Origin of the sequence: Boudabousia marimammalium, from assembly GCF_001936115.1 — a bacterium.
Lineage (GTDB): Bacteria > Actinomycetota > Actinomycetes > Actinomycetales > Actinomycetaceae > Boudabousia > Boudabousia marimammalium.
In genome coordinates this window covers 199,241-224,593 of record NZ_MPDM01000004.1, presented here as the reverse complement: position 1 = coordinate 224,593, position 25,353 = coordinate 199,241, and the positions used below count along the sequence as shown (strand labels likewise).

Annotated in this window: 21 protein-coding genes and 4 tRNA genes; 18 read left to right on the top strand and 7 right to left on the bottom strand. The window is 53.7% G+C overall.

What is annotated here, in order from left to right; translation table 11 throughout:
* Nucleotides 1-6: 6 nt before the first annotated feature.
* Nucleotides 7-2,655 (bottom strand): DEAD/DEAH box helicase, encoded by a 2,649-nt coding sequence (locus BM477_RS05240; protein WP_075361605.1) that lies wholly within the window; start codon nt 2,653-2,655, stop codon nt 7-9.
* 180 nt (nt 2,656-2,835) lie between these two features.
* Here BM477_RS05240 and BM477_RS05235 point away from each other — a divergent pair, with 180 nt between their 5' ends.
* The 9 genes from BM477_RS05235 (at nt 2,836) to BM477_RS05195 (ending at nt 11,466) form a co-directional block, all read left to right on the top strand.
* Entirely contained in the window at nt 2,836-4,251 is a 1,416-nt protein-coding gene (locus tag BM477_RS05235; protein ID WP_075361638.1) for an alanine/glycine:cation symporter family protein, read from the top strand.
* Nucleotides 4,252-4,284: 33 nt separating this feature from the next.
* Entirely contained in the window at nt 4,285-5,697 is a 1,413-nt protein-coding gene (locus BM477_RS05230) for an alanine/glycine:cation symporter family protein (protein ID WP_075361604.1), read from the top strand.
* Between the two features lie 59 nt (nt 5,698-5,756).
* Complete coding sequence (locus tag BM477_RS05225; protein ID WP_075361603.1) at nt 5,757-6,512, top strand: fumarylacetoacetate hydrolase family protein; 756 nt, start codon at nt 5,757-5,759, stop codon at nt 6,510-6,512.
* Between the two features lie 38 nt (nt 6,513-6,550).
* Entirely contained in the window at nt 6,551-8,071 is a 1,521-nt protein-coding gene (gene gltX, locus BM477_RS05220; RefSeq protein ID WP_075361602.1) for a glutamate--tRNA ligase, read from the top strand.
* Nucleotides 8,072-8,167: 96 nt separating this feature from the next.
* Nucleotides 8,168-8,238 (top strand) — tRNA-Gln (locus tag BM477_RS05215).
* Nucleotides 8,239-8,285: 47 nt separating this feature from the next.
* Nucleotides 8,286-8,358 (top strand) — tRNA-Glu (locus tag BM477_RS05210).
* A gap of 179 nt (nt 8,359-8,537) precedes the next feature.
* Entirely contained in the window at nt 8,538-9,857 is a 1,320-nt protein-coding gene (gene murA, locus BM477_RS05205) for a UDP-N-acetylglucosamine 1-carboxyvinyltransferase (protein ID WP_075361601.1), read from the top strand.
* Nucleotides 9,858-9,859: 2 nt separating this feature from the next.
* Entirely contained in the window at nt 9,860-10,705 is an 846-nt protein-coding gene (locus BM477_RS05200) for a lysophospholipid acyltransferase family protein (protein WP_075361600.1), read from the top strand.
* A complete protein-coding gene (locus BM477_RS05195; protein WP_075361599.1) occupies nt 10,702-11,466 on the top strand; it encodes a lysophospholipid acyltransferase family protein in 765 nt (254 codons plus the stop codon). Before BM477_RS05200 ends, BM477_RS05195 begins: the two co-directional genes overlap by 4 nt.
* An 18-nt stretch (nt 11,467-11,484) precedes the next feature.
* Here the strand turns inward: BM477_RS05195 and BM477_RS05190 are convergent, their stop codons facing one another.
* The gene (locus tag BM477_RS05190) at nt 11,485-12,108 is read right to left on the bottom strand and encodes an AMIN-like domain-containing (lipo)protein (protein ID WP_143230213.1); all 624 of its coding nucleotides are present in this window, start codon (nt 12,106-12,108) and stop codon (nt 11,485-11,487) included.
* Nucleotides 12,109-12,184: 76 nt separating this feature from the next.
* Between BM477_RS05190 and BM477_RS05185 the strand changes: the two genes are divergently transcribed.
* Together BM477_RS05185 and BM477_RS05180 are read left to right on the top strand one after the other, a co-directional pair.
* Nucleotides 12,185-13,210 carry an NAD(P)H-dependent glycerol-3-phosphate dehydrogenase gene (locus BM477_RS05185; RefSeq protein ID WP_075361597.1) on the top strand — a complete coding sequence of 342 codons (1,026 nt, stop codon included), beginning with the start codon at nt 12,185-12,187 and terminating at the stop codon, nt 13,208-13,210.
* Between the two features lie 62 nt (nt 13,211-13,272).
* Nucleotides 13,273-14,427: a D-alanine--D-alanine ligase family protein gene (locus BM477_RS05180; protein ID WP_075361596.1), complete on the top strand. Its 1,155-nt coding sequence runs from the start codon at nt 13,273-13,275 to the stop codon at nt 14,425-14,427.
* A 1-nt stretch (nt 14,428) separates the two neighbouring features.
* Here BM477_RS05180 and BM477_RS05175 read toward each other — a convergent pair whose 3' ends face one another.
* Nucleotides 14,429-14,836, bottom strand: a complete 408-nt coding sequence (locus BM477_RS05175; protein WP_075361595.1) for a hypothetical protein — start codon at nt 14,834-14,836, stop codon at nt 14,429-14,431.
* A gap of 143 nt (nt 14,837-14,979) precedes the next feature.
* Here BM477_RS05175 and BM477_RS05170 point away from each other — a divergent pair, with 143 nt between their 5' ends.
* Together BM477_RS05170 and BM477_RS05165 are read left to right on the top strand one after the other, a co-directional pair.
* Complete coding sequence (locus BM477_RS05170) at nt 14,980-15,903, top strand: ATP-grasp domain-containing protein (RefSeq protein ID WP_143230212.1); 924 nt, start codon at nt 14,980-14,982, stop codon at nt 15,901-15,903.
* Between the two features lie 107 nt (nt 15,904-16,010).
* Nucleotides 16,011-16,086, top strand: a tRNA-His gene (locus tag BM477_RS05165).
* Between the two features lie 40 nt (nt 16,087-16,126).
* Here the strand turns inward: BM477_RS05165 and orn are convergent.
* Nucleotides 16,127-16,774 (bottom strand): oligoribonuclease, encoded by a 648-nt coding sequence (gene orn / locus BM477_RS05160; RefSeq protein ID WP_075361593.1) that lies wholly within the window; start codon nt 16,772-16,774, stop codon nt 16,127-16,129.
* A 135-nt stretch (nt 16,775-16,909) separates the two neighbouring features.
* Between orn and BM477_RS05155 the strand changes: the two genes are divergently transcribed.
* The 4 genes from BM477_RS05155 to ettA all read left to right on the top strand — a co-directional run bounded on the left by BM477_RS05155 (nt 16,910) and on the right by ettA (nt 21,157).
* Nucleotides 16,910-16,982: transfer RNA gene (locus BM477_RS05155), tRNA-Arg, on the top strand.
* A gap of 192 nt (nt 16,983-17,174) precedes the next feature.
* Nucleotides 17,175-18,722 (top strand): ComEA family DNA-binding protein, encoded by a 1,548-nt coding sequence (locus tag BM477_RS08435; RefSeq protein WP_187337399.1) that lies wholly within the window; start codon nt 17,175-17,177, stop codon nt 18,720-18,722.
* A gap of 81 nt (nt 18,723-18,803) precedes the next feature.
* Nucleotides 18,804-19,286: a single-stranded DNA-binding protein gene (locus BM477_RS05150; protein WP_075361592.1), complete on the top strand. Its 483-nt coding sequence runs from the start codon at nt 18,804-18,806 to the stop codon at nt 19,284-19,286.
* A 188-nt stretch (nt 19,287-19,474) separates the two neighbouring features.
* Complete coding sequence (gene ettA / locus BM477_RS05145) at nt 19,475-21,157, top strand: energy-dependent translational throttle protein EttA (RefSeq protein ID WP_075361591.1); 1,683 nt, start codon at nt 19,475-19,477, stop codon at nt 21,155-21,157.
* 88 nt (nt 21,158-21,245) lie between these two features.
* On the opposite strand, the gene BM477_RS05140 is transcribed toward ettA, so the two are convergent.
* The gene (locus BM477_RS05140) at nt 21,246-22,211 is read right to left on the bottom strand and encodes an acyl-CoA thioesterase (RefSeq protein ID WP_158024369.1); all 966 of its coding nucleotides are present in this window, start codon (nt 22,209-22,211) and stop codon (nt 21,246-21,248) included.
* A 170-nt stretch (nt 22,212-22,381) separates the two neighbouring features.
* Between BM477_RS05140 and malQ the strand changes: the two genes are divergently transcribed.
* On the top strand, nt 22,382-24,541 hold the full coding sequence (gene malQ / locus BM477_RS05135; RefSeq protein WP_075361589.1) for a 4-alpha-glucanotransferase: 2,160 nt from the start codon (nt 22,382-22,384) through the stop codon (nt 24,539-24,541).
* 59 nt (nt 24,542-24,600) lie between these two features.
* Here malQ and BM477_RS05130 read toward each other — a convergent pair whose 3' ends face one another.
* Both BM477_RS05130 and BM477_RS05125 read right to left on the bottom strand, forming a co-directional pair.
* Nucleotides 24,601-25,062, bottom strand: a complete 462-nt coding sequence (locus BM477_RS05130; protein ID WP_075361588.1) for a PTS sugar transporter subunit IIA — start codon at nt 25,060-25,062, stop codon at nt 24,601-24,603.
* Nucleotides 25,059-25,307 (bottom strand): PTS sugar transporter subunit IIB, encoded by a 249-nt coding sequence (locus BM477_RS05125; protein WP_281247080.1) that lies wholly within the window; start codon nt 25,305-25,307, stop codon nt 25,059-25,061. The genes BM477_RS05130 and BM477_RS05125 overlap by 4 nt, the downstream gene beginning before the upstream one ends.
* Between the last annotated feature and the right edge of the window lie 46 nt (nt 25,308-25,353).

The window sequence follows — 25,353 nt, the reverse complement described above, 5'->3', positions numbered from 1 at the left end:
AACCTGCTATCTGGGTGCAACCGAGAGCAGGTTAAAGCGCGGTGCATTCGCTTCATCAGAAGCGTCCAAGTCAACTAGCGCCCACAGCGCCCAAGCGTGTTCCTCCGCAGGATCGTCAATCACCTGTTCGACCAGCATCGCACGTTTGGGCAGATCAATCTGCGAAGGTGCTTCCGGGATGAGATCCAGATCTTCCTCAGTGGGAGAAAGATTGAAACTAATTAATTCACCCGCCCGGGCTGCCTGATCAGTTGCGATGGAATCATACTCAGCCCAATAGCGCTCCAAGACATGGTCCCAGCGATCCTCATCCCAGCCAGTCAAACCAAGCCGGGCTAGTCTTTCCACATTGTCTTGGGCCATCAGCTCAACAATCTGAAATACCCTGTTGCGTACCGCCGTGCGAGCTGCATGAGGATTGCGAGAGAACGGAATCTGCCCATTCTCATCTGCGCCGAAGGGGAGCTCAACCGCTGACTCAATCCGGTTGCGTGCAGCTGACTCTTCGTTTCCAGAGGCATTCCCGCTAACAGCGTTGAGTTGTTCCCATTCATCCAGCAAGGACGCGTCCACTGCCCGGACCAGCTTACCTAGCCAGTCGATAATGCTCTCTATCTCTTCTGTTTTCACCTCTGGAGGGAGTACCTGGCGTAAGGCCCGGTATGCGTCCGTCAGATAACGCAGCAGCACGCCCTCGGCCATCGCAATGTCGAAACGGGAAATCAACTCTGTGAAAGTCATGGCGTTTTCTACCATGAAGCGGACCACAGATTTCGGGGAGGGCCGCAAATCCTGCACCCAAGGGTTGGTTTGTGCGAACATCTCAAAGGCCGGCTCCAACAGGTCCGCCAGTGGTTGTGGCCAGGTGACGTCCTCCAAAGCTTCCATCCGGGCCTCGTAGTCTAGGCCCTCCGCCTTCATGGAGGCCACCGCACGGTCCTTTTCCTTACGCTGCTGCGCATACAGCAAAGGACGCGGATCATCCAAGGTAGCTTCAATAATCGAAATGACATCCAGCGCATAGTCCGGGTCCTCTGGATTGAGGAGGTCCAAAGCGGCCAGCGCGAACGGTGAGAGTGACTGGTTCAAAGCGAACTGTGCCTGCATCTCTCCGCGCATTCGCAACCTCGGCGTCCCCTCGTCCTCGGCCTGCGCAACAGAAACATACTCGATTACCTCACCCGTTAGCAGCGACTGATAAATCTGGCCCAAGCGGCGCAAATGCAGATTGCGGGAAGTTTCCGGGTCGTGATTGTTGCGCGCCAACCAGAGCAGATGCTCCTCTGGGTCTCCGGCCCGCTCCAATACGGAAAGAAACATAGAGTGCGTGAAAGAAAAATTGGAGGCCAAAGGTTCAGGCTGAGCTTCACGAAGACGGTCGAAAGTAGACTCAGTCCAGTTGACCCGCCCCTCAGGCGCGGCCTTGCGGGTAATCTTCTTAATTTTCTTCGCGTCCCCTTGGGCTTTCGCCAGCGCTTTCGCGTTTTCAATCACGTGGGGCGGGGCCTGCACCTCTACGTAGCCAATCGTGTCGAAGCCAGCACGCCCGGCGCGGCCCGCAATCTGATGGAACTCGCGGGCTGACAGGTGTCGCTCAGCGGAACCATCAAACTTGGTGAGCGCGGTCATCACGACGGTCCGGATGGGAACGTTAATGCCGACGCCGAGGGTGTCGGTGCCAGAGATAACCGCCAGCACCCCAGCCTGTGCTAGGCGCTCCACCAGCCTGCGGTAACGCGGAAGCATTCCCGCGTGATGCACGCCAATGCCGTGGCGCAATAACGTCGAGAGAATCTTGCCGAAGCCGGGACCGAACTTGACGTCTTTGAGTTCTTCTGCGACGCGTTCGCGGGCTGCCTTATCAATTAGGTTCGCGGAGACGAGGGCGCGGGCCGCCGACACCGCATCTTTTTGTGAAAAGTGAACCAGGTACACCGGATACTTGCCTTGCCCAATCAGCCGTTCCAGCAGTGCGTCTGTGGCTTCAGTGGAGTATTCCATTTCCAAAGGGACGGGCCGCTGCGCGCCAGTAATCACCGCAACTTTGCGGCCTGAACGCGCTTCAAGATCTTTTACGAAGAATGTGACGTCACCTAAAGTGGCGGACATCAGAATCATTTGTGCATGCGGGATCTCCAGCAGAGGAACCTGCCAAGCCCAGCCTCTTTGCGGGTCGGAATAGTAGTGGAACTCATCCATCACCACATTACCCACGTCAAGGTCTTTGCCTTCCCGTAGCGATTGGTTCGCTAGAATCTCTGCGGTACAGCAAATGATGGGTGCCTCAGAGTTAAGGGAAATATCGCCGGTAATCATCCCCACATTGCTGGCCCCAAACAGGGTGACTAGGTCGAAGAACTTTTCTGAAACCAAGGCCTTCAGCGGGGCAGTGTAATAGCTGCGTTCCCCCTGCGCGAGAGCGTGTAGGTGCGCGGCCAGAGCAATCATTGATTTGCCAGAGCCTGTGGGCGTCGCCGCAATGACATGCTGGGAAGAGAAGATCTCTAGGGCTGCTTCTGCCTGATGCGGATAGAGAGGCCGACCGGTTTGTGCAGCCCAGTTCTCGAATGCGTCATAGACGGCTGTGGCATCATCTAGCTTGCCTTGATCTTCTAATTCGTCAAGGAGCAGGTTCAATGCAGGTTCAGTCGTCATTGTTTAATTATCCCAAGCTAAGCAGGAAGAAGCAACAGAGTAGGGTGCGGCAACAATATTACGAAAGAAACACAAAGCTAGTGTAAAGGGTTATTAAAGATGCAGCGGTGTAGCCTTTTGGACTATTCTGACTAACAACACTAATTATTTTAAGAGTGAGGAAAACCTGTGAATGACATTATTTCCCAATTGGCTGACCAATTCCTTGTCATTGGTGACTGGCTGACCATTCACGTCACAGTTATCATCCTCACTCTAGCAGGCGTAGTATTTACAATTTCTACCCGCGGGGTGCAGTTCCGTCACTTCGGTAGAATGGTTAAGGCCGTCCTTGGCTCCCGTCAAGGCGCTAAGGGAGGCATTTCTTCCTTCCAGGCTTTCACGATTTCACTGGCTGCTCGGGTTGGTATTGGTAACGTCTTCGGTGTCGCCTACGCCCTCATGGCAGGCGGACCTGGCGCCATCTTCTGGATGTGGATTGTAGCCCTCCTCGGCATGTCAACCGCTTTCTTCGAAGCCACCACCGCGCAGATCTTTAAGGTTCGCACCTCCGACGGTGCTTTTGTGGGCGGTCCTGCCTATTACCTTAGCCGCGGCCTCAAGAAACGCTGGCTGGGTATTGTCTTCGCACTTATTACCGTTATCACCTGCGCCTTCTCTATCACTATGGTGCAATCCAACGCGATTAGCGCCACCATGGAAGGCTACGGGGTTGCGACCCCCGCGCTCACTGCTACTGCACTGGTGGTTTTCACCGGCGTCGTAGTAATCGGTGGAATCCGCCGCGTGGCTCGAGTCACCGAAATCCTAGCCCCGCTGATGGCCACCATCTACGTGATCTTGGCTTTCGTCATCGTATTGATTAACATCACCGAAGTGCCGCGCCTATTCGGCATGATTTTTGCTTCCGCATTCAGCCCTGAACCTTTGGTCGGCGGCCTCGGGGGAGGCATCCTCGCCGCCCTCATCAACGGTGTTAAACGCGGGCTCTTCTCCAATGAAGCCGGTCAAGGTACCGCCCCGAACGCGGCCGCAACAGCAACCGCCGCACACCCGGTACAGCAGGGCCTCATCCAGTCCCTCGGCGTTTTCGTGGACACCATCATTGTTTGTACTGCGACCGCCTTCGTCATCCTATTAGCTGGGAAAGAGGTCTGGATCGACCCCAGCAGCAACCCTGGTACGCTCACTACTTCATCGGTAGCTGCCAGCCTCGGAAGCTGGACCGTCGTCCCCATGGCCTTAATGATTTTCGTACTTGCGTACTCTTCCATCATTGCCGCCTACGTGTACTCCGAAGTGAACCTGCGCTTCTTCACTGACAGCTCTGTAGCCACCTGGACTGTGCGCGTAATCTCCGTGGTGTCGGTCGCCCTCGGTGCACTGTTCCCCCTCGACATCGTCTGGAATACAGTGGATATCGCGATGGCTCTAATGACAGCCTTCAACCTGGTGGGACTACTGCTTTTGGTTCGTTGGGGTATGGGGGCACTGAAGGACTACGAATCCCAAATCAAGGCTGGCAAAGAGCCACAGTTCGTTGCCACCGACAATAAATTCCTCCCGGGCCCCCTCGAAGGAGATGCCTGGACCTAACCAACCCATCTCTAGACACGAAACGAATGCATTATGATTGCTTGGCTGAATGAGACTGTAATAGCGGTAAACGACATCCTCTACGGTTACCTCCTAGTCTATGTGCTGGTAGCGGCAGGACTGTTTCTTACTATCTATCTGGGGTTTCCGCAGTTCAAGCATTTTCCGGCAATCATTCGTTCCCTCAGCGGCTCAAGAGACGGCGAAAAACATGAGGTGTCATCCTTCCAAGCATTCGCGGTAGGAGTAGGAACTCGCGTTGGAATCGGCAATATCGGTGGCGTCGCACTGGCCCTAATCCTCGGTGGCCCAGGTGCCATATTCTGGATGTGGGTGGTGGCGCTACTGGGGATGACTACCGCTTTTTGTGAATCCACTCTGGCGCAGCTATTCAAAGTCAAGAACCGCGACGGAAGTTTCCGCGGCGGCCCCTCCTACTACATGACTCGCGGACTTTCCGCCCGCTGGATGGGAATCATCTTCGCTGCTATCACTGTGCTTGCTTCAGGCATTGCTGTGCCCATGGTGCAGGTGAACGCTGTTGCCGCAACCCTAGATGCTAATCACGGTGTCCCCAAGTGGGGGACCGCTCTAATCATGATGCTGCTACTAGCCCCAGTTATCATCGGCGGCTTGCGTAGCGTCGCCCGGGCCGCAGAGTACCTGGCACCCATCATGGCTTTCGTGTATTTAGCTTTAACGATTGTAGTCATCTTCATGAACCTGCCTGCAGCGGGGTCCGCCATCATGGAAATCTTCCGTGGCGCCCTCGGCCTGCAAAGCGGCATCGCTGGGGTCACCGGAGGCATTTTTGCTGCCCTACTCAACGGGGCGAGGCGTGGTCTGTTCTCCAATGAGGCTGGGCTAGGTACTGCCCCTAACGTCGCCGGTTCCGCCGCAGCCTCCCACCCGGTCAAACAGGGCTGGGTGCAGGCCTTGGGCGTATTCATTGACACGATTTTGATCTGTACCGCCACCGCAATCCTGATTCTCACCTCTGCCCCTTCGGTTTTCGTAGGCGGATTGGAAACCAATGCGGCAGGTACTTTGACCGGAGATGCTCTCATCTTCCACTACGGGTCTTGGGCTCTGCCAGTGGTTTCTCTTATCATCTTCATTTTCGCCTATACTTCCGCTTTCGGTGCCTACAGCTACGGTCAAGTGGCTCTGGACTTCCTGACTCAGAATCGAGCCGTCTCCTTCGTGTACCGCGTAGTGGTTATCTTGGCGTGTGGCTGGGCCAGCGTTCAAGCTCTTTCCCTAGTTTGGGCTATCTCTGATGTCCTCCTCGGCCTCGGCGCTCTCTTCAACCTGTACGCTGTGATTCGTCTCGCCCCCTGGGTTAAGGCACTACTAGCTGACTGGCGGGAAAACCCAGCAGCGGACTTCCACGCTGAGAACAATGCTCACCTGCCCGCTCCAATTAAGGACCATGCCTGGGCGTAGTGACCCGTATCCCCATTAGCTTTACAGCGGTCAAACCGCGTTAAGCCTATACTGGTGGTATGCGAGTTCTTAGATTCAGAGTGGGCAATGACATCCATTACGGCGTGATGGAAGACGGCTCCCATCAGGTAATAATCCTGAAAGGCGACCCGATGTATTCGGCGATCGAACCTTCCGGACAGATCCTTGACTTCGATGACATCCGCTTGCTGTCGCCGGTGATTCCTCGGTCTAAAGTGATTTGTGCAGCGCCCCCGGCGAATGCTTTCGACCCGGGTGTCTCCCTTGACTTCTACCTCAAGCCCAACACCGCCGTAATCGGTCCTGACGATCCGATTGTGATTCCGACCTGGGCAGAGTCCGTAGCGGGCCGCGTTCGCCTTGCCGCAGTGATTAAAACCATGTGCAAGGACCTGACTGAAGATCAAGTAGATGACGCGGTATTCGGTTGGACAATTGTGAATGATGTGGAGGCTTTCACCGCTGATGGGCGCCAGCATAATCTCGCTGCGCACGGCTTCGACACTGCCTGTCCGATAGGACCGTGGATTGTGGTCAACCCGGAGCTAGAGCTAGATAACCTACACTACAGTGAAAGCGTCAATGAGGAAGTAGTGTCCACGCCGCGTCACTCGGTGCTTCCCTTCTCCCCGCGAGCAGTGGTCGCTGCTGCCTCACAACTTACTACCTTGCTCCCCGGTGATGTGGTGGTGTCTGGCTGCCTGTCCAACCCGGTGAATGTGCGTGCTCAAGACCGAATGGAATGCACCATTGAGGGCCTGGGAACCCTGTCAAATATGGTGCTTTCCCGCTAAGACTAAGAATTATTAATACACACAGATTGATTGGAAATATGGCTAGTTCTGATATTAGAGTACGTTTCTGCCCGTCTCCGACTGGGATGCCGCACGTAGGTATGGTTCGCACCTGCCTCTTTAACTGGGCTTATGCCCGTCACACCGGCGGCACCTTCGTTTTCCGAATCGAAGACACCGACGCGGCCCGTGACTCTCAAGAATCCTTCGACTTGATTCTCGACTCCTTGCGTTGGCTGGGAATGGACTGGGACGAGGGCGTGGGTCAGCCTGGCCCGCATGAGCCGTACCGGCAATCTGAGCGGATGCACATCTACGCCGATGTGGTGAAGCAGCTGGTTGAGGGCGGTTACGCATATGAGTCTTTCTCCACTGCGGAGGAGATTGAGGCCCGTCACCGCGCTGCTGGCCGTGATCCGAAGCTGGGCTATGACGGTTATGACCGCAATCTCACGGAAGAGCAGAAGGCTGCTTTCCGCGCTGAGGGACGCCAGCCGGTCTTGCGTATGCGTATGCCTGATGAGGATATTACTTTCACCGACGTGGTGCGTGGAGAGATTACTTTCAAGGCTGGTTCTGTGCCCGACTATGTGATTGTGCGTGGTAACGGCCACCCTCTTTACACGTTGGTGAATCCGGTAGATGACGCGTTGATGGGGATTACCCACGTGCTCCGCGGAGAAGACCTGTTGTCTTCGACGCCGCGTCAAATCGTGCTGTACCGTGCGTTGATGGAACTTGGTATCACCAGTTTCATCCCGGAGTTCGGTCACCTGCCTTACGTAATGGGTGAAGGGAACAAGAAGCTGTCCAAGCGTGATCCGGAATCTAACCTGTTGCTGCACCGTGCTAACGGCATGCTCCCTGAGGGTCTGTTGAATTATTTGGCGTTGCTGGGCTGGTCAATTAGCCCGACGAATGACATTTTCTCTGCTGAGGAAATGGTTCAGGCCTTCGACGTGCATGATGTGAATCCGAATCCGGCTCGCTTCGACTTGAAGAAGTGCATTGCGATTAACGCTGACCATATCCGGATGCTGGAAGAGGATGACTTCCGTAACCGTCTGGTTCCCTACTTGGCTGACATTTACGCCGCCGAGGGGGAGGGGCGCCCACTGGTTAGTGCGACCGTGTATGAGGATCTGACTGCGGATGAACAGCGCATCTTGGCAGAGGCGGCGCCGCTGATTCAGACCCGCATTCAGATGTTGGGTGAAGCCCGCGATATGCTTGGCTTCTTCTTCACCGATAGTGGGGATCTTAGTTACGATGAGAAGGCCCTGCGTAAGCTCAAGCCGGAAGCTGTGGAGGTGCTGGAAGCAGCTCTGGAGACTTTGGAGGGTGAGGGTAACTTTACTGCGGAGCATCTTGAAGCAGTCCTACGTGAGCGCATTGTGGAAGGTATGGAGTTGAAGCCGCGTTTGGCATTTACGCCTTTGCGTGTGGCCGTTACTGGGCGCCAGGTTTCCCCGCCGTTGTTTGAGTCTATGGAGATTTTGGGCAAGGACGCATCATTGCGTCGTTTCGCTCTTCTGCGGGAGAAATTGCTGTCAGAGTAGCAGTGTGAATGAGGTCACCCCGCGCCAATTTGTTTGACTTGTGTAAAACCGGTATAGTTTTGCGAGTCGCACAGCAATGGCTGGAGCGGTTACCCATGGGGTATGGTGTAATGGTAACACAGCTGATTCTGGTTCAGCCGTTCTAGGTTCGAGTCCTGGTACCCCAGCGATTCTGCCGAGAATAACCATTTTCCATTCTCAGTGGAACTGATAGGCTCCCATCGTCTAGTGGCCTAGGACGCCGCCCTCTCAAGGCGGTAACACGGGTTCAAATCCCGTTGGGAGTACAAAACTTCATATTGCGTGGCAGATACGCCGGCATTGAATACATAATCAGCAACACAGCAGTGTTGCTGATTTTTGTTTGTTGAGAGTGATTTGTCTCCGCGTACTAGGCGCGGGCACGATAACATAGTGTGCAGAGAATTGATTTAGTGCTGGTGAAGCACCAGGTGAAGGGAACTTAATGAGCGACGTCTTACGGGTACACGGTGGTCGCCCCCTACATGGCCGAATTAAGGTTCGTGGAGCTAAGAACTTCGTGCCTAAAGCCATGGTGGCTGCACTGCTGGGTAACGGCCCTTCAGTGCTACGCAATGTTCCACTGATTCGTGATGTGGATGTGGTTTCAAACCTGTTGCGTCTCCACGGGGTTAAGGTTGATTTTGATCATGAGGCCGGCACTCTGACTATGGACCCGACCAATGTGGAATCGGGTCAAGTCTCAGAGATCGACGCACTCGCGGGTTCTTCGCGCATCCCGATTTTGCTGTGTGGCCCTCTCCTACACCGTCTGGGTGAGGCCTTTATCCCCGACCTAGGTGGCTGCAATATTGGTGGCCGTCCGATTGATTTCCATCTGAACTCTCTGCGAGCTTTTGGGGCAACCATTGAGAAGCTATCTAGCGGCATCCGGATTACCGCTCCTAACGGACTGGTGGGAACCCAGATTGAACTTCCCTACCCTTCGGTGGGGGCAACTGAACAGACTCTGCTAGCGGCCGTGAACGCGCGGGGCCTGACCGAACTGCGCGGAGCCGCAGTGGAGCCAGAGATTATGGATCTGGTTTCAGTGCTGCAGAAGATGGGCGCAATCATCTCAGTCGACACTGACCGTACGATCCGCATTGAAGGCGTGGATGAGCTCTATGGGTACCGCCATACGGCTCTTTCTGATCGGATTGAGGCAGCCTCCTGGGCCTCTGCCGCACTAGCTACCAAGGGCGATATTTTCGTTGCGGGTGCGCATCAGCCGGATATGACCACCTTCTTGAATGTTTACCGTAAGATCGGTGGCGCATTCGATGTCTTTGATGACGGTATCCGCTTCTGGCATCCCGGTGGCGACTTGAAAGCCATCATGATGGAAACCAATGTGCATCCTGGTTTGATGACCGACTGGCAGCAACCCCTAGTGGTTGCTTTGACACAGGCGCATGGCCTTTCGATTGTCCACGAAACCGTCTATGAGAATCGTTTTGGCTTCACCGAGGCGCTACGCAAAATGGGAACTAATATTCAGCTGTACCGTGAGTGCTTGGGTTCTTTGCAGTGCCGTTTCGCGCAGAAGAACTATGAACATTCGGCAGTTATTTTCGGTCCCACTCCTTTGCATGGGGCAGATATCGTCATCCCGGACTTGCGCGGTGGTTTCAGTCATTTGATTGCTGCTCTTGCTGCAGAAGGAACCTCTACGGTTTCCGGGGTGGACACGATTTCTCGCGGATATGAACATTTCAAGCAGAAACTGCGTCAGTTACACGCTGATTTTGAGGAGATTGATTAAAGATGCGTGGCGCGGGTTCACTGCCTTGGCCACTGAGAACTTTTTCTGCGGTGGTTCACGCTCTGCTAGCCCTCCTCACCAGACGTGAATACAGGAATGTTTCCAAACTGCCTCGGCAGGGCGGATATATTTTGGTGGCGAACCATCTGTGTTCTTTCGATGCTGTAACGCTCTTAGATTTAACTTTGCGCAACGGGATTATTCCGCGAATCGCTGCCCGTCACACGCTCTGGAATGTGCCGCTTTTAGGGTGGGCAATGCGCTATATGCGGCATATCCCAGTTCAGCGTGGGGCCGGCAAGGGAGAGCAGGTAGTAGATGCCTTTTGTGAAGCGATTGAGGACGGCGGAATATTAGTTGTCTTCCCTGAAGGAACTACTACCGCTGATCCTGACTACTGGCCGATGACTGGTAAAACCGGGGTGGCGAAGGTGGCATTACGGACCCGCTGCCCGATTATTCCGATAGCCCAATGGGGAAACCAGTACTTTCTTCCGCGCTACTCTTATGTGCCAAGAATATTTAGTAATCCTCGTCTCCAGCTCAGAGTTTTAGACCCTGTCAACTATGATGATTTAACGGAATACAGTCATGATAATGTAGTGGCTTTAACTGACAGAATTATGGCCACTATTCGCGCTGGAGTAGGGGAACTCAGAGGAGAGACACCGCCTCCGCTGGTTTATGACATGCGTTTACAAGGTAGCCCTTGGGAGAGTGAGCCACATCGACAAATCCGTCGCATTGACCGGAAAATCATCCGCAATACGAAGAAACGGGACCGGCATCACCGTCGTGCGAATCAGGCTGCTTTGAAAGCGAAAAACCACGTGAAGGATCTAAAATGAGAAAGTTTTCTCCGGTTTACCGGGCATCATCTAGTGCGGTAGCGTGGGTTTTACGCTGCGCGGTGAGGACCCGCTGGGAAGGGTTGGAAAACCTCCCGGCCGAGGGTGGTTACGTGGTCGCGGCGAACCATATGAGTGAGCTAGATGGTCTCACTTTGATGCATCCGCTGATTAAGCTAGGGATTCCGGTGCGGGTTCTCTCCAAGGCTTCGCTATTTAAAGTGCCGGTTTTGGGATGGCTGATGAAGCAAGCTGGACAGGTTCCTGTTTACCGTGACTCAGGTCAGGCGGGGGATGCTCTCAAAGCCGCTAAGCAGGCACTTGCCGATGGTGAAGTAATCGCGATCTTCCCCGAAGGAACCCTCACTAGAGACCCGCAGTACTGGCCGATGACCGCAAAGACTGGTGTGGGTCGTTTGGCTCTGGCGGGGGACAGCCCTGTCATTCCGGTCGCTCAATGGGGAGCTCAGCACGTGCTGGGGCGCTATGAGAAATTCCCTGATCTGCGCGGCAGAAAAACCGTGACGGTTCGCTTTGGTGAAGCGGTGGATGTCTCTGATCTGAAAACGATGGAGGATACGCACCGAGCTGCTCGGATAGCTACTGACCGGGTGATGGATGCAATCACAGAAATGCTGGCTGATATTCGCGGCGAAGCCGCCCCCGCTACCCGCTACGATATGCGTGAGGACGGCGACCCAGGCAAGGCCGCCTTCCGAAAGCAATCTGGAGAAGAAAGAAAAGCCCGCCACCGTCGTTGACGGCAAGGGGTAAAAAGATTACTTTTTGACGTCCAGAATCAGCTGTTTCGGGTTGGATGTTTGACTGATTCGGTAGCCGTTCAAGTTTGGAGTTCCCACCACGAGATGTGTTTCTCCCTCGAATACGCCATCAAACCTGAACTCGACCCCTCCCATCCTAGCTTTTTCCGGGATGGTGAAATGCGCATCAAACTGCTCATCAGTGGTAGGAATAGTGGTGTTGGTGATGTACAAGTCAATTTCTGGCACATCTGAACTGGTGGTGATTTCTTCCCCACGTCCCATTTCACTAGGAGAGTCGTTTCGGTCAACTCGGTAACCCAAATCTCCCTCGCCCCCAACAAAATCAATGGCGATACGAACAAAACTTCCCTCGTCAGTTAGCCTCAAACCAGAAGCAACCCAGGCTTTCCCGGAGTATGTTTCCACTCGCAGATTGGAATTGTGGAACTCGGGAGTCTCTGCAGTTTCTTGGGTCGCGGCAGGGGCAGGCCCAAGTGAGAGCTCTGGAGTGCTGGAGGTCTGCGTGTCCACCATCGCCACTTGAGCAGCTGGGGGATTCGTCGCCGCACTTGTGCAAGCGGAAAGACTAAACACTGCCAGCAGTGAAACAAGCACTCTGGGTAAAAACAAACATCTCATTTCTCAGTCATCCTTTCGCTTTTATCTATCTTAGCGTGTTAGTGACAGTAATATGCATCACGGCTAAACTGTAAATATGACTTCTCAGAATAACTCTCGAACAGTTGGAATCATCGGTGCCGGAGCGTGGGGCACAGTATTTGCTCAGGTTCTGGCGGATGCTGGCTCTCAGGTCATCCTGTTCACACCCGAACCAGACGTCGTGGATTCGATTAATGGTTACCACACTTCTCGCTATGTGCCTGCGGTGACTTTGCCTGCACAAATCAGCGCGACAGGGAACCTGCAAGAATGCGTGGAAGGTGCGAAACGGATTGTAGTGGCCGTGCCTTCGCATGCGGTAGAGAGCGCACTTTCTCCTTTGTTCGGGCAGATCGGCGATCGTGAGGTGCTTTCGCTGGTGAAGGGTGTGCGTGGCGGAGAGTTCATGTCCACGATTATTTCCCGCACCCTCGGCTTGGCGGAGCATCAGCTTTCAGTTCTTTCTGGTCCGAACCTAGCAATCGAGATTGCGGCACGTCAGCCAGCTAACACAGTGATTGCCAATCCTGATCTGGAGCGGGCTAAAGGATGGGCTGATGTCTGCGCGAATGCGTATTTCCGTCCCTACCTTTCCACTGATGTGAGGGGCTGCGAGATTGGCGGTATCGTCAAAAACGTAATCGCTTTGGCGGTTGGTGCCTCAGCGGGGATGGGTTTGGGCACGAATACGCGTTCAGCTTTGATCACGCGCGGGCTGGCCGAAATGACCCGCCTCGGTATGGCAATGGGGGCTCAGCAGGAGACTTTCCTTGGCCTTGCCGGGATTGGTGACCTGGTTACGACCTGTTCTTCCGAGTTGTCGCGTAATTTCACTTTTGGCTCCAACCTAGGTAAGGGTTTGAGCGTGAGCCAAGCCAAAGTTGCCTCTAAGGGGGTGGCCGAGGGGGCGCAGTGTTGTCAGGACGTTCTTGATTTGGCTAACTCTCTCGGTGTGGAAATGCCGATTACTGAGGCAGTAGTGGATGTGATTCATCACGGTCATAGCGCCCGGCAAATGGGGGAGCGGCTGCTGGGACGCCCTCGCAAAATGGACGGCGTGAGCCTCCAAATTGTCGACTAGAATGGCCGTTCAGGCGGCGCGTTAGCGAGCTTGGCGGGGAGTCCAGTAGTACGCTTAAACCTATGAATATTGCAGCTTCGAATACAGCAGTTTCCCAAGGCGGAGAACGTAAATTGCGGGTCATGGTGGTTTTCGGTGGTCGCAGCGGTGAGCACCAGATTTCTTGCTCCACCGCGGCGGGGGTACTTGAGCATATCGACCGTGAAATATTCGACGTTATCCCGGTGGGGGTAACTCCGGATGGTCGTTGGTTACGGGTGCCTGATGATCCGGATTTGTACCGTCTAGAGGGAGATACTGGGGCAACTATCGAGCCGGGACCGCAGCAGTTGACTCTAGTGGCTGGCGATGGAGCTGCTTTCGAATTTGATGCTCTGGCTATCGGTGAGATTTCTGCGCGTGACATCGGAATGATTGATGTGATGCTGCCGCTTCTACATGGTCCTTTTGGTGAGGACGGCACCCTGCAGGGCATGCTAGAGATGTCAGATTTTCGCTACGTGGGATGCGGCGTGACTTCATCTGCTGTCTGTATGGCTAAACACATGACTAAAGCACTGTTAGCTGGTCGAGGTTTGCCGGTTGGCCAGTGGAAGTTCATTTCCCCTCGGGAATGGGTGGAGAACCGTGAAGGAGTACTGGAACAATGTGAGGCTCTCGGTCTCCCCTTGTTTGTCAAGCCATCTCGGGCTGGTTCCTCCCTCGGTATCACCAAGGTGGAGAGTTTCGCGCAGCTGGGTGCTGCTATCGATGCTGCCCGCCAACATGACCCACGGGTGATCGTTGAGGCAATGGCGTCTGGCCGAGAAATCGAATGTGCCGTCTTAGCGGGGCGAAATGGCTCCGAACCGCGGGTAGCTCCGCTGGGAGAAATCGTGCTCCCAGCCAATGATGGTTTTTATGATTACCGCACCAAGTATGTTGGTAACGATGCGAATCTGGTCTGCCCTGCGCCCCTTCCAGAGAACGCGGTTGCGCGCATCCAAGAGTGCGCGATTGATGCTTTCGAAACGCTGGAGTGTGAAGGACTGGCGCGTGTCGACTTCTTCTATGATGATCAAACTGGTCAAATCATCATCAATGAAGTTAATACCATGCCGGGGCTGACCCCGTTCTCCTTATTCCCGCTAATGTGGAGTAAGGCGGGCTTGTCCTATCGGGACATGATTACAGAGCTAATTACGATGGCTCTGGAACGTCCGATGGGATTGCGCTAGTTCAGGAGTTCTTCTTCTTTTGCGCGGCGCGACGTTGCCGTTCTACTTCCTCGATTCGGGCCCGATCCTTTGCGGACAGGTGGCTTAGATCCGGAGTAGCTGCGTTATCTTTTAGCTCGACAAAGTTTTTGCTGTCGTCCTCTTTGGAGAGATTACGCAAACGCCCATCTGCGGTGAACAGCCGGTTGCTCTCATAGGCTCGGGAGATACGTTTGTAACCAACCCAAGCGGCGATCACTAGACCGATAGTAACAACCAGACCAAAGGTGCGGTTGATATAAATCTGTGCGGCTCCGCCAGCAAAAGCGATGATAATCATCGCCAGGATGTAGTAGAAAGCAATCAATGTGTAGTACTTCCGGCGGTATGTCTTGTTACCGAGCGGGTTATGGATGTGTTTTTCACTCATTGCGTATCCTCCTGAAAACCTAGGGTCAATCTTACAAGAAGCTTGAATATTTGTAAGTAGTACCAGATTTGTGAGTGGCCAGAATCCATGATTTTGTCTGCTATCCACTGTCATCAGTTGGCATAATGCGGTACGGTAATAGAGTGAAGAAAACTGTTGTGAATTTAGTAACCTCGGCAAATCAGCCTGATCTGGACGAGGACAGCCGTCATTTAATTCCCGCTTTGGAAACTCGAGGCATGGAAGTTCGAGTAGTCCGTTGGGATGATCCGAGCGTAGATTGGGAGAATGCCGCAGTCTCTGTAGTGCGTAGCGTCGATGACTACGCGAATCGTCGAGCTGAGTTTTTAGAGTGGGCACGTACCGTGCCGCGGTTGCTCAACCCAGCATCAGTCCTCGAGTGGAACACAGATAAGCACTATTTGCAGGTCTTAGGCGAGCGTGGCCTGTCCACTATTGACACTACTTGGCTGGAGCCGCAGCAAAATCTTGATAAGCAGCAGATTCACAGCCGTTTCCCCGCCCATGGTGACTTTGTGGTGAAGCCGGCAGTATCTTCTGGTGGTAGAGATGCGGGTCGCTATACCGCTAATTTGGCGGGATCGCGGCAGGAAGCTATTTTGCATGCAGTGGATCTGCTGAAGCAGGGACGCAGCGTTATGGTGCAACGGTATTTGACTGAAATTGACAAGCACGGTGAGCTCTCCCTGATCTACCTAAACGGGCTGATTTCTCACGTAGTGGAGAAGAAACCAATGCTGCACCCATCCTTGGCTTCCTTGCCGGAGCAGGAAGTTCCCACGGAGGAAATCACTAAGGTGAGACAGCCGAGCGCTGAGGAGTGGCAGTGGGGTGAGGAGATCCGTCGGATTGTACATGGTTATGTGAAGGAGACTTTGGGACGCGATTCCCTTTTCCTGTTCAACCGGATTGACCTAGTACGTAAAAACGATGGTGGTTTCTACGTGATGGAGATTTCTTTGGTGGATGCTTCACTGTACTTGTCTGAATCTCAACTTGCAGTAGATAACTTTGCTGATGCGATTGCTCAACGAGCATTCTGGTAAAGCGATAAGTGACGTTATTCACTAACCTTATTTTCCGGGGCATTTGGATTTAGCTAAAGCGGGGATTATCCGGTATAGTTCTAGTTCGTTGCGAAAGTAACGACATGGTGGCTGTAGCTCAGTTGGTAGAGCATCTGGTTGTGGTCCAGAAGGTCGCGGGTTCAAGCCCCGTCAGCCACCCCATGACGAAAGGCCAGGAGTTTTTTCCTGGCCTTTCGGTTTGTCATTCAGTCGCTTCTGTTTTCGTAATAGTTGCGAACCATTTTTTTGCTTGCCTTGCTTTCTGCTGGCATTCCGCGGTCGAGGGGCCGTCTCCCTCGGGGAATAGCACTGAACGGTAATAGTAAAGCTCAATAAGTGATTCTTGGATATCGGCAAGGGCGCGGTGTCCGCCGTGTTTGTCAGGAGACTGGTAGAAAGTCCGCGGGAACCAGCGGCGAGCCATCTCCTTGAGGCTGGACACGTCCACCACGCGGTAGTGTAGGTAATCAATCAGCTTGGGCATATCGCGAGCTAGGAAGCTCTTATCTGTGCCAATGGAGTTTCCGGCGAGCAGTGCTTTACGGGCAGGGGTGAACTGCGAGACGTAGTCCAGAACCTGCTGCTCTGCTTCTTCCATGGTGGTCGTGCACTCAGCTAGTTCTTCAAGCAGTCCGGAGCTGGTATGCATTTTGCGAACGAAATCATCCATTCCGGCGAGGGATTCTTCGCTGGGTTTAATGAGAATGTCGATTCCCTTATCAAGGGGGTTCAAATCTGCATCTGTCACAATCACTGCAACTTCAATGAGGGCATCTTTCGTGAGATCGAGTCCAGTCATTTCGCAGTCGATCCAAACGAGGGCGTCTTTAACGTAAGTAGATTCAGTCATACTCTAAGAATAGACGTTTTACCGCCCTGAACCAGTTCGGTGTGAGTTGAGTCGCTTAAATACTTAATCTGTGGTGAAATGTGGCTGTAAAACTGAGTTTTTTGCTCTGGTGAGATATGATATTTTCTCGATAAGGCCTCCATAGCTCAGTGGATAGAGCATCGGACTTCTAATCCGTGTGTCGTAGGTTCGAATCCTACTGGGGGCGCGATGTGATGTCTCCCGACATATGTGCGCATATGTCGGGGGATTTTCTTTTATTAGGCATTGCTGCCAAGGGTTTTCAGGCAGAGTTATCCACAGGAATGATATCCACAACTTAGGAATTTCCCGGTATTAATTCCGTCCGCGCTCCGTCAAGCTTTGGATAGTTGTTAAGCAATTATTCAAGGAGTCGGCAATGAAAACAAGGAATCGTCCTGCTAGTAAATACCTCCTAGCAGTGCTGGTCTTCGCCATAGCGCTACCATTTGTCCTTTATCTCACTCAAATCAGTCAAGCGAATGCCCATAATACAACTTGGCAGAAATCTGTCGGTAGCTCAGGAATCTATCTGAATGTGCAGCTGGCAGCTGATGGTACGGCCGGAGTATGTGCCGGCGATCGCCAACGCGGTATCGGAGATAGTGGTGAAAAGTCGGTAGATTTTACTGAAGTTACTGTACCGGCAGGAATGGCAGCCGCCAGAAACTTTGCTACCCACAAGTCTTCGAGCAACCGCATCACTGTTGTTCCTGCCAGTAACTCATGGCAACTGGCGGCGTTGTTAGCCAAGTATGCGAAGGATGTATCGCACAGCAAACTGCACGCCGAATCATACGCATGGGCGGTCGCTTCGCTTTTATCTTCTGGACATTTCCCCGGAATGGGCACGCCTGGCGACGGAGGGAAGCTAGGCAAAGAAATGCTCGAGGTGGCTGATAAATGGGCGGGACCATACCAGCTGTCCCCTTTGGTTTCGTTGGGTGCGGATTCTCGGGTGTCTGAGATTGGCGTGAAAGGGAGAAAAGGAACCTATTTGGCGGGGTTGCCAATTACTGTGACTTTGACCGGAGCTGAGTTTACTGATGGCAGTACCGTGAAGGAACTGGTCTCGAAATCGCAGGCTTTGACTGAAGAACTAAGGGTCGAGATGGGAGCGCAGGTAGAGGTTCGAGTCCAGGTGAGTGGGTTACCTCCCACGTCTTTCCGAGTTTTTGAGCATCCCAAACACCAAGACATGGTTGTGCCCGGAATAGGGGAAAGCAAAGCTGAAGCGATTGTCCAGGCGCGGGACGAGCGCACTCCGTTCTTACCTCAGATTGAAACCTATGCCTCAGTGTCCACAGTGGGAAATGGCTCTGATTCCTATTTTGTGAGCGACGCGGTGATTCTCTCTGCGCCCCAAGGACAGTGGCCAAATGAGGCGGGCGGTGAAGCAGTGAAAGTTAAGTTACAAGGAACTCTATATTGGCTGGGGGACGAGCAGCCTGCCCGTTCAGAAATCATTCCCAGTCATGCCAGAGCTATAGCGACTAGGGAGTTGCTTTTCTCAGCCAAGGATAATAGCAAAGCTATTGCGGTGGCCCCAATCAATGTCAATGAACCTGGGTACTACTCCTGGGTATGGGAGCTGAACAAAGAACACCAGCTTTCTGATACTGTGAAAGAGCGACTGGCTGACAGTTTGCGAGAGGACATCGGGATTCCTCAGCAGACAGTTCTGATTGAACGAGCACCGGAGCCATCCCCCGAGCCGTCCCCCGAGCCGTCCCCCGAGCCATCGCCGGAGCCGTCTCCCGAGCCATCGCCGGAGCCGTCTCCCGAGCCATCGCCGGAGCCGTCCCCCGAAGTTTCCAGAAGGCCCGGCCTAGCAAGGACGGGCACCCAAACTACTGGCTACCTTGCGCTCTCACTTTTACTTGCAGCTACGGGGATCAGTCTCAAGCAACTGCAACGCAAATATTAGTTCAACTAGACCCATGAAAATAACAACACAAACTCAAAGGAGAAAACATGGCAAGCACACACACTACGATATCGTGGATATTTGGGAGCGAATCCCGAAGCAATCCGTTCTAAGGAAACTAACGAGCTAGTTGGTCTGAGCTTCCGAGTGGCAACCACAGATCGTTACCGTGACGCGAACGGAAACTGGGTAGATGGGGGAACAGATTGGTTCACGGTGAAAACCTGGGGCAACCTAGCTGAAAACGCGCTCTATTCTCTACATAAGGGGGATCCAATTATTGCGTCAGGCAAGCTTCGCATGGAAACTTGGACAACAGCTGAAGGGGCAGAGCGATGTGCCATGGTATTAACTGCCTCTGCGGTCGGACACGACCTTAATCTGTGCACCGTGATGCGTCGTCCCTCGGTACAGCAGGAGAAGCGCAGAATGCAAGACACTGATAATGGTGACTCCGTAAAGAGCTCCAGTAGTAGCCCCTACGAAATGGCTCCGGAGGCAGATGAGGAAATAGCTACAGAGAGCACTGTAACCGCCTCAAGGGAAAGCGAACCGGTCTTTTAGGTAGGCGCACTATCAAGGTTTCCAAGACCACGCGGCGTCTAATATGACCCCACGCGTCGCGTTGACCAGAAAAGCTGGTCGCCGTCTCTGACGCTGTGGACAAATCCCACAGTGTCAGAGACGGTCAAACCATATAACAACCAGTAGAATGGGAGCTGAATGCCGATATATCTACAATTGGGAGAACAGTGGCTGAATATATTTACTCCATGGTCCGAGCTCGCAAAGCTCACGGAGACAAAGTCATCTTGGACGATGTGACAATGGCCTTTTTGCCTGGCGCAAAGATTGGTATGGTCGGTCCAAACGGTGCCGGCAAGTCTTCAATCCTGAAAATCATGGCCGGTCTGGATGAGCCCTCTAATGGGGAAGCTCGTTTAACTCCCGGTTACAGTGTCGGTATTCTTATGCAGGAGCCGCCCCTAAATGAGGAGAAGACGGTACTTGGTAACGTTGAAGAAGGCGTCGCTGAAATCAAGGCCAAACTGGACCGCTACAATGAAATCTCTGAAGAGATGACTAATCCTGACGCTGATTTTGATGCCTTAATGGAAGAAATGGGCAAGCTGCAAGAGCAGATTGATGCCGCGGACGCGTGGGATCTTGACTCTCAGCTAGAACAAGCGATGGATGCCCTGCGTTGTCCTCCGCCTGACGCTGATGTCTCCGTCCTTTCTGGTGGTGAGCGTCGCCGCGTAGCGCTTTGTAAGCTGTTGCTAGAACAGCCTGACCTGTTGTTGCTAGATGAGCCTACCAACCACCTTGATGCTGAATCAGTTTTGTGGCTGGAGCAACACCTTGCCTCCTATCCTGGGGCAGTCATTGCCGTAACTCACGATCGTTACTTCCTTGACCACGTGGCAGAGTGGATTGCCGAGGTCGATCGCGGTCGGCTTTACCCGTATGAAGGTAACTACTCCACCTACCTGGAGAAGAAAGAAGCCCGTCTGCAGGTTCAGGGTAAGAAGGACGCCAAGCTGGCCAAGCGTCTAAAGGAAGAACTGGAATGGGTGCGCTCCAACGCTAAGGGTCGTCAGGCAAAGTCCAAAGCTCGTCTGGCCAAGTATGAAGAGATGGCTGCGGAAGCTGAGCGCACTAGGAAACTAGATTTTGAAGAAATCCAGATTCCCCCGGGCCCGCGTCTGGGCACTAGGGTAATTGAAGCGAAGAACCTGAAGAAAGGCTTCGGAGAGCGCGTCCTCATCGACGGACTATCATTCACTCTGCCCCGTAACGGCATTGTGGGCATCATTGGTCCGAACGGTGTCGGTAAGACCACGCTGTTCAAGACGCTGGTCGGCTTGGAGCCGCTCGATGATGGGGAACTCCTCATTGGTGACACGGTGAAGGTCAGCTACGTTGACCAGAACCGCGCCGGTATCGACCCGAATAAGACACTCTGGGAGGTTGTCTCCGATGGACTCGACTACATTCAGGTCGGGCAGGTGGAAATGCCTTCACGCGCCTACGTATCAGCTTTCGGTTTCAAAGGTGCAGACCAACAAAAACCTGCCGGAGTTCTCTCCGGTGGTGAGCGTAACCGTCTGAATTTGGCACTCACCCTGAAGCAGGGTGGAAACCTGCTCCTGCTGGATGAGCCCACTAACGACCTTGATGTTGAAACCCTCGGTTCGCTAGAAAATGCTCTGCTGGACTTCCCTGGTTGCGCCGTTGTGATTACCCACGATCGTTGGTTCCTAGACCGCGTCGCTACTCACATCCTTGCCTACGAGGGCACCGATGAGGACCCAGCAGCATGGTACTGGTTCGAAGGTAACTTTGAAGCCTATGAGAAGAACAAAGTGGAGCGTCTTGGTGAAGAAGCGGCTCGCCCGCATCGCGTTACGCACCGCAAGCTGACTCGCGACTGATCGCGCAGGCAGAAGCTAATCGAGAGGGCTGGTGGAACCAAACATTGTTTCCGCCAGCCCTTTCAGCGCTTTAGAGCGGCGCGAATGATTATTTGTTGGCGGTTTTTAACCCTCGGCCATCAAAAGCCCAACGCCCGGCGTCCTCGCCCTCCTGCGGCAACCGAATCATGGCCTCCTGAGCGATAGTGGCTACCAAACGGAAAGAGCTATCAAAAATGCTGGCCTGGATGAGCCCGCGAGAGCCAGAAGCTACCGGAGAATCCCCAACGAATAAGTACCAGTCATTGATATCAATATTATGGTGGAACCAGATACTGTAATCCAAGGAAGCCAAAGCCAAGCCCGGCGTAGTCCAGCACAACCCCTGTCGCTTCAACAGAGGTTCCATCAACAGCTGGTCCAATACGTAGGCCAATAAAGCCCGATGCACAATCTGAGGATTGCTGGGAACTTCACAACGAGGACGCAACCAGACACGGTGGGGGCCACTTCTTTCAGCAGCCGGATGAGTGTAAACCCGACCATCCACGTGGCGCAGGTCAAAAGCGCTGGTTTCAGCTAAGAACTCGGCTAAGGGCCCCTTCTGGGAAGCAAAAAAGTCTAGCGAAGACTCGAAAGCCTCTGGTTTCTTCACCAGTGGGGTAGCCAGTCCATGGGTGACTCCGGACTGGGGACGCTGGAAAGAAGCAGTCAACTCTAACAGGCGCCGATGCCCCTGGTGGGCCTGCACCAGTCTGGCAGCGAAACTTCGCCCATTCGTTAGCGCCGAGGGCGTGTAAACAATTTCTTCATCGGTGCTGCCAGCGCGCAAAAAATTGGCGTGTACCGAATGGGGATAGTCCTGGCGTTCATCATCCACTGCGGCGGCAGCAGCCATCAGTGCTTGACTAATCAGCTGACCTCCATATACGTGTGCGAATAGCTGCGGCAGCGACTGCCCGACCAGCGTTGATTCGGACCCCTTGGTAAGTGAAAGGCACTTAAGCGTATTTGACGCAGGAGTGTTCTCAGCAGCTTTAACTGGGATGGGACTTAAGGTAGGTAAGATGCTCACGTCTCCCATTGTCGCATAATGGGTTTTACAGCAAAAACCTTGTGAATGTAATCTCAAAAGAGTTAGATTCTCTTCATCAGGTTGGGTGGCCTTGATACTTGGCTTGTCGAACTGTATATGCGTGTAGTTTTGAGTACTATTAGGTGGTAAACCTATTTAGAGAGGGAATCATGGCTGAGCATGATTGGGATGACGATCGACTTGCTGCGTTGAGGCAGCTAGCAGATCAGTACGGTATCGCGACGGACTTCTGGGACTTCCAAGGTACCCATAGATTCGTTTCCACAGATACCATCATTAAGGTTCTATTGGCTTTAGGGGTAGAGATTGAGCAGTCTATGTCGGCTGATCGAATCTACCAGATGATTGAGTCGGCTAAACTGCGGCAATGGCGCCAGGTCCTACCGCCGACCACAGTGATTCGTGAGGGGCAAGAGTCTCACCTGATTGTTCACGTCCCGGACGGGCAAAAAGTGTGGGTACATCTGGTGTTAGAGGATGGAAGCCGCTGGGATTTGTCTCAGGCCGACATATATGTGCCGCCACAGGAAGTGGACGGTGTTCTGACGGGGAGGGCCACCTTCATTTTGCCTTCGCATCTGCCTCTGGGATACCACACTGCGGTATCGGAGCATGAGGATGGTAAGCGGCATGAAGCCCATCTTTTTGTGGTGCCTAATACTTTGCATCCGAAAGCCTTTGAGCATGGCCGGTTGTGGGGTGTAGCTGCGCAGCTGTACTCTGTTTTGTCGCAATGGGGCTGGGGATTTGGTGACGCTGCAGACTTGGCTGATTTGGGCACGGTCTGCGCCGAGCAGGGCGCTGATTTCCTGCTCATCAATCCTCTCCATGCGGCTGAACCGGTAGCCCCCGTTTCTGACTCGCCGTATTTGCCGGTAACTAGGCGGTTCGTAAACCCACAGTACATTCGCCCCGAATGGATTACCGAGGTTGCTGCGCTTACCGAATCGCAGATTCATAAGTTACGTAAGCTGGCGAAGTCGGCTCGTAAAGACATGATGAAACGTGATTCCCTCATCCATCGTGATCGTTCCTGGACGCTAAAGATGGAGGGCTTGCAACTCATCTATGAGGCGCCCCGGACCTATGCGCGTCAACAGGCATTCGAACGCTACCGCAATGAGTGCGGTCAGTCTTTGGAAGACTTTGCGCTCTGGTGTGCGATTGAGGAAGCCAAGACGACCCGAGAGCTAGTCGGTGTCTCTTATCGCCATGATGAAAACGTCGAAGAAATAGCTGAGGAGCTGAAGGACCGGGTTGAGTTCTTCGTCTGGTTACAGTGGATTATTGACGAGCAACTCGCCCAAGCGCAAGAGCTGTCTTGTGCGGCCGGCATGAAGATGGGCATCATGCATGATCTGGCTGTCGGTGTGCACCCCTCGGGCTCAGAGAAGTGGTCCCATCCGGAGTATTTCGCCCCTGGTATGCAAGTGGGGGCGCCCCCGGACATGTACAACCAGCAGGGGCAGAACTGGTCCCAGCCGCCGTGGAATCCACGCATGTTGGAGCAGACTGGCTACCGGCCACTACGGGAAATGCTGCAGGCTGTTCTCTCCCATGCGGGTGGCGTGCGTATCGACCATATTTTGGGCCTGTTCCGGCTTTGGTGGATCCCCCAAGACGCGGCAGCCGCGGATGGCACCTACGTGTACTACAACCATGAGGCGATGGTCGGTATTTTGCTCCTGGAAGCGCACCGCGCTGGCGTTGTGGTAGTGGGTGAAGACCTGGGTACGGTTGAGCCCTGGGTGCTTGAATACCTGTCCTCCAGAGGCATTCTAGGTACCAGTATCTTCTGGTTTGAGCGTTGCCAAGATGGTAGCTTGGCTTACCCTGATCAATACCGGAGAAACGCCCTATCGACTATCAACACCCACGACCTTCCCCCGACCTCAGGTTACCTAGAGGGAGTTCACACCGATCTTCGTTACGAGTTAGGCCTCTTGGTTGAGGACGTTGAAAAAGTCAGGGCCGAGGACGCGCAAGAACTCCACGATATGCGTCAGCGTATGCACGAACTGGGGATCTTGGATAGGGAAGCAGAAGCGTCCTCACAGGAGATCATTGCTGCGCTCTATGAGTACGTTGCCCGTACCCCTTCCCTGCTGACTGCGGTGTCGCTAGTTGACGTGGTGGGGGAGCGCCGAGCCCAAAACCAGCCCGGCACGTTCCGTGAATATCCGAACTGGTGTGTTCCGCTAGGAGATTGCAGTGGCGCGGCAGTAAGAGCCGAAGAGTTACCGACACACGAAGGCTTCTTGCGGATTATGGGTTTGATGCGTGAAGCAATGAACAAGTATCAGGCATAAAAAGTTTGGTCCCACCCGGTCGGGTGGGACCAAAATTTTAAGATTCAGCTAGTTTGGAATCAGATTTCGACTTTCAACAGTGGATCTCCAGCCTTAACGACCGATCCAATCTCGGGTACGACACTGAGCTGTTCCTTCTTGGTTTCCATGGCGATAACCGGAACAATCGGATTACGACCGCCCTTTTCAATCTCCACGGGGTTCCAAGTTACCATTTCCTCTCCGACAGTAACTTCGGCCTTGTTCTCACGATGGACCTGGAAGCCTTCGCCATCCAGCTCAACAGTGTCTAGCCCCAAGTGCACCAAGGCGCCCACTTTTTCGTCCGTTAAAATCACGAAAGCATGCGGGTGAATCTTGATAATCTTGCCAGCGACCGGTGAGACTACTGTGACATCCTCGGTAGCATCAGGAATGATAGCTACACCGGGGCCCACAATTTCGCCAGAGAATACCGGATCCGGGACGTCTTCCAATGCAACGACCTTGCCGGACAGGGGAGCGTTAAAGGTGAGACTCACCGTAGGTCCTCCATGTCCTCCGCAATGTTGTCAGCGGCGGGGCCAACAACAACCTGGACGGCGTTGCCAACGCGAACTACACCGAATGCGCCGGCCTGCTTCAAGGCGGCTTCATCGACTACTGAATCATCGGTGAGTTCAACCCGCAGTCGGGTGATGCAGGGCTCTAGGTCCTCAATGTTGTCCCAACCGCCCAATGCTGCTAACAGCTGTTCAGCCTGGCTCATAATTTTCTCCTTTGAAATCGTGCATTGATAATGCGCGGATATATACCAATTAAGGTGTGCGCAT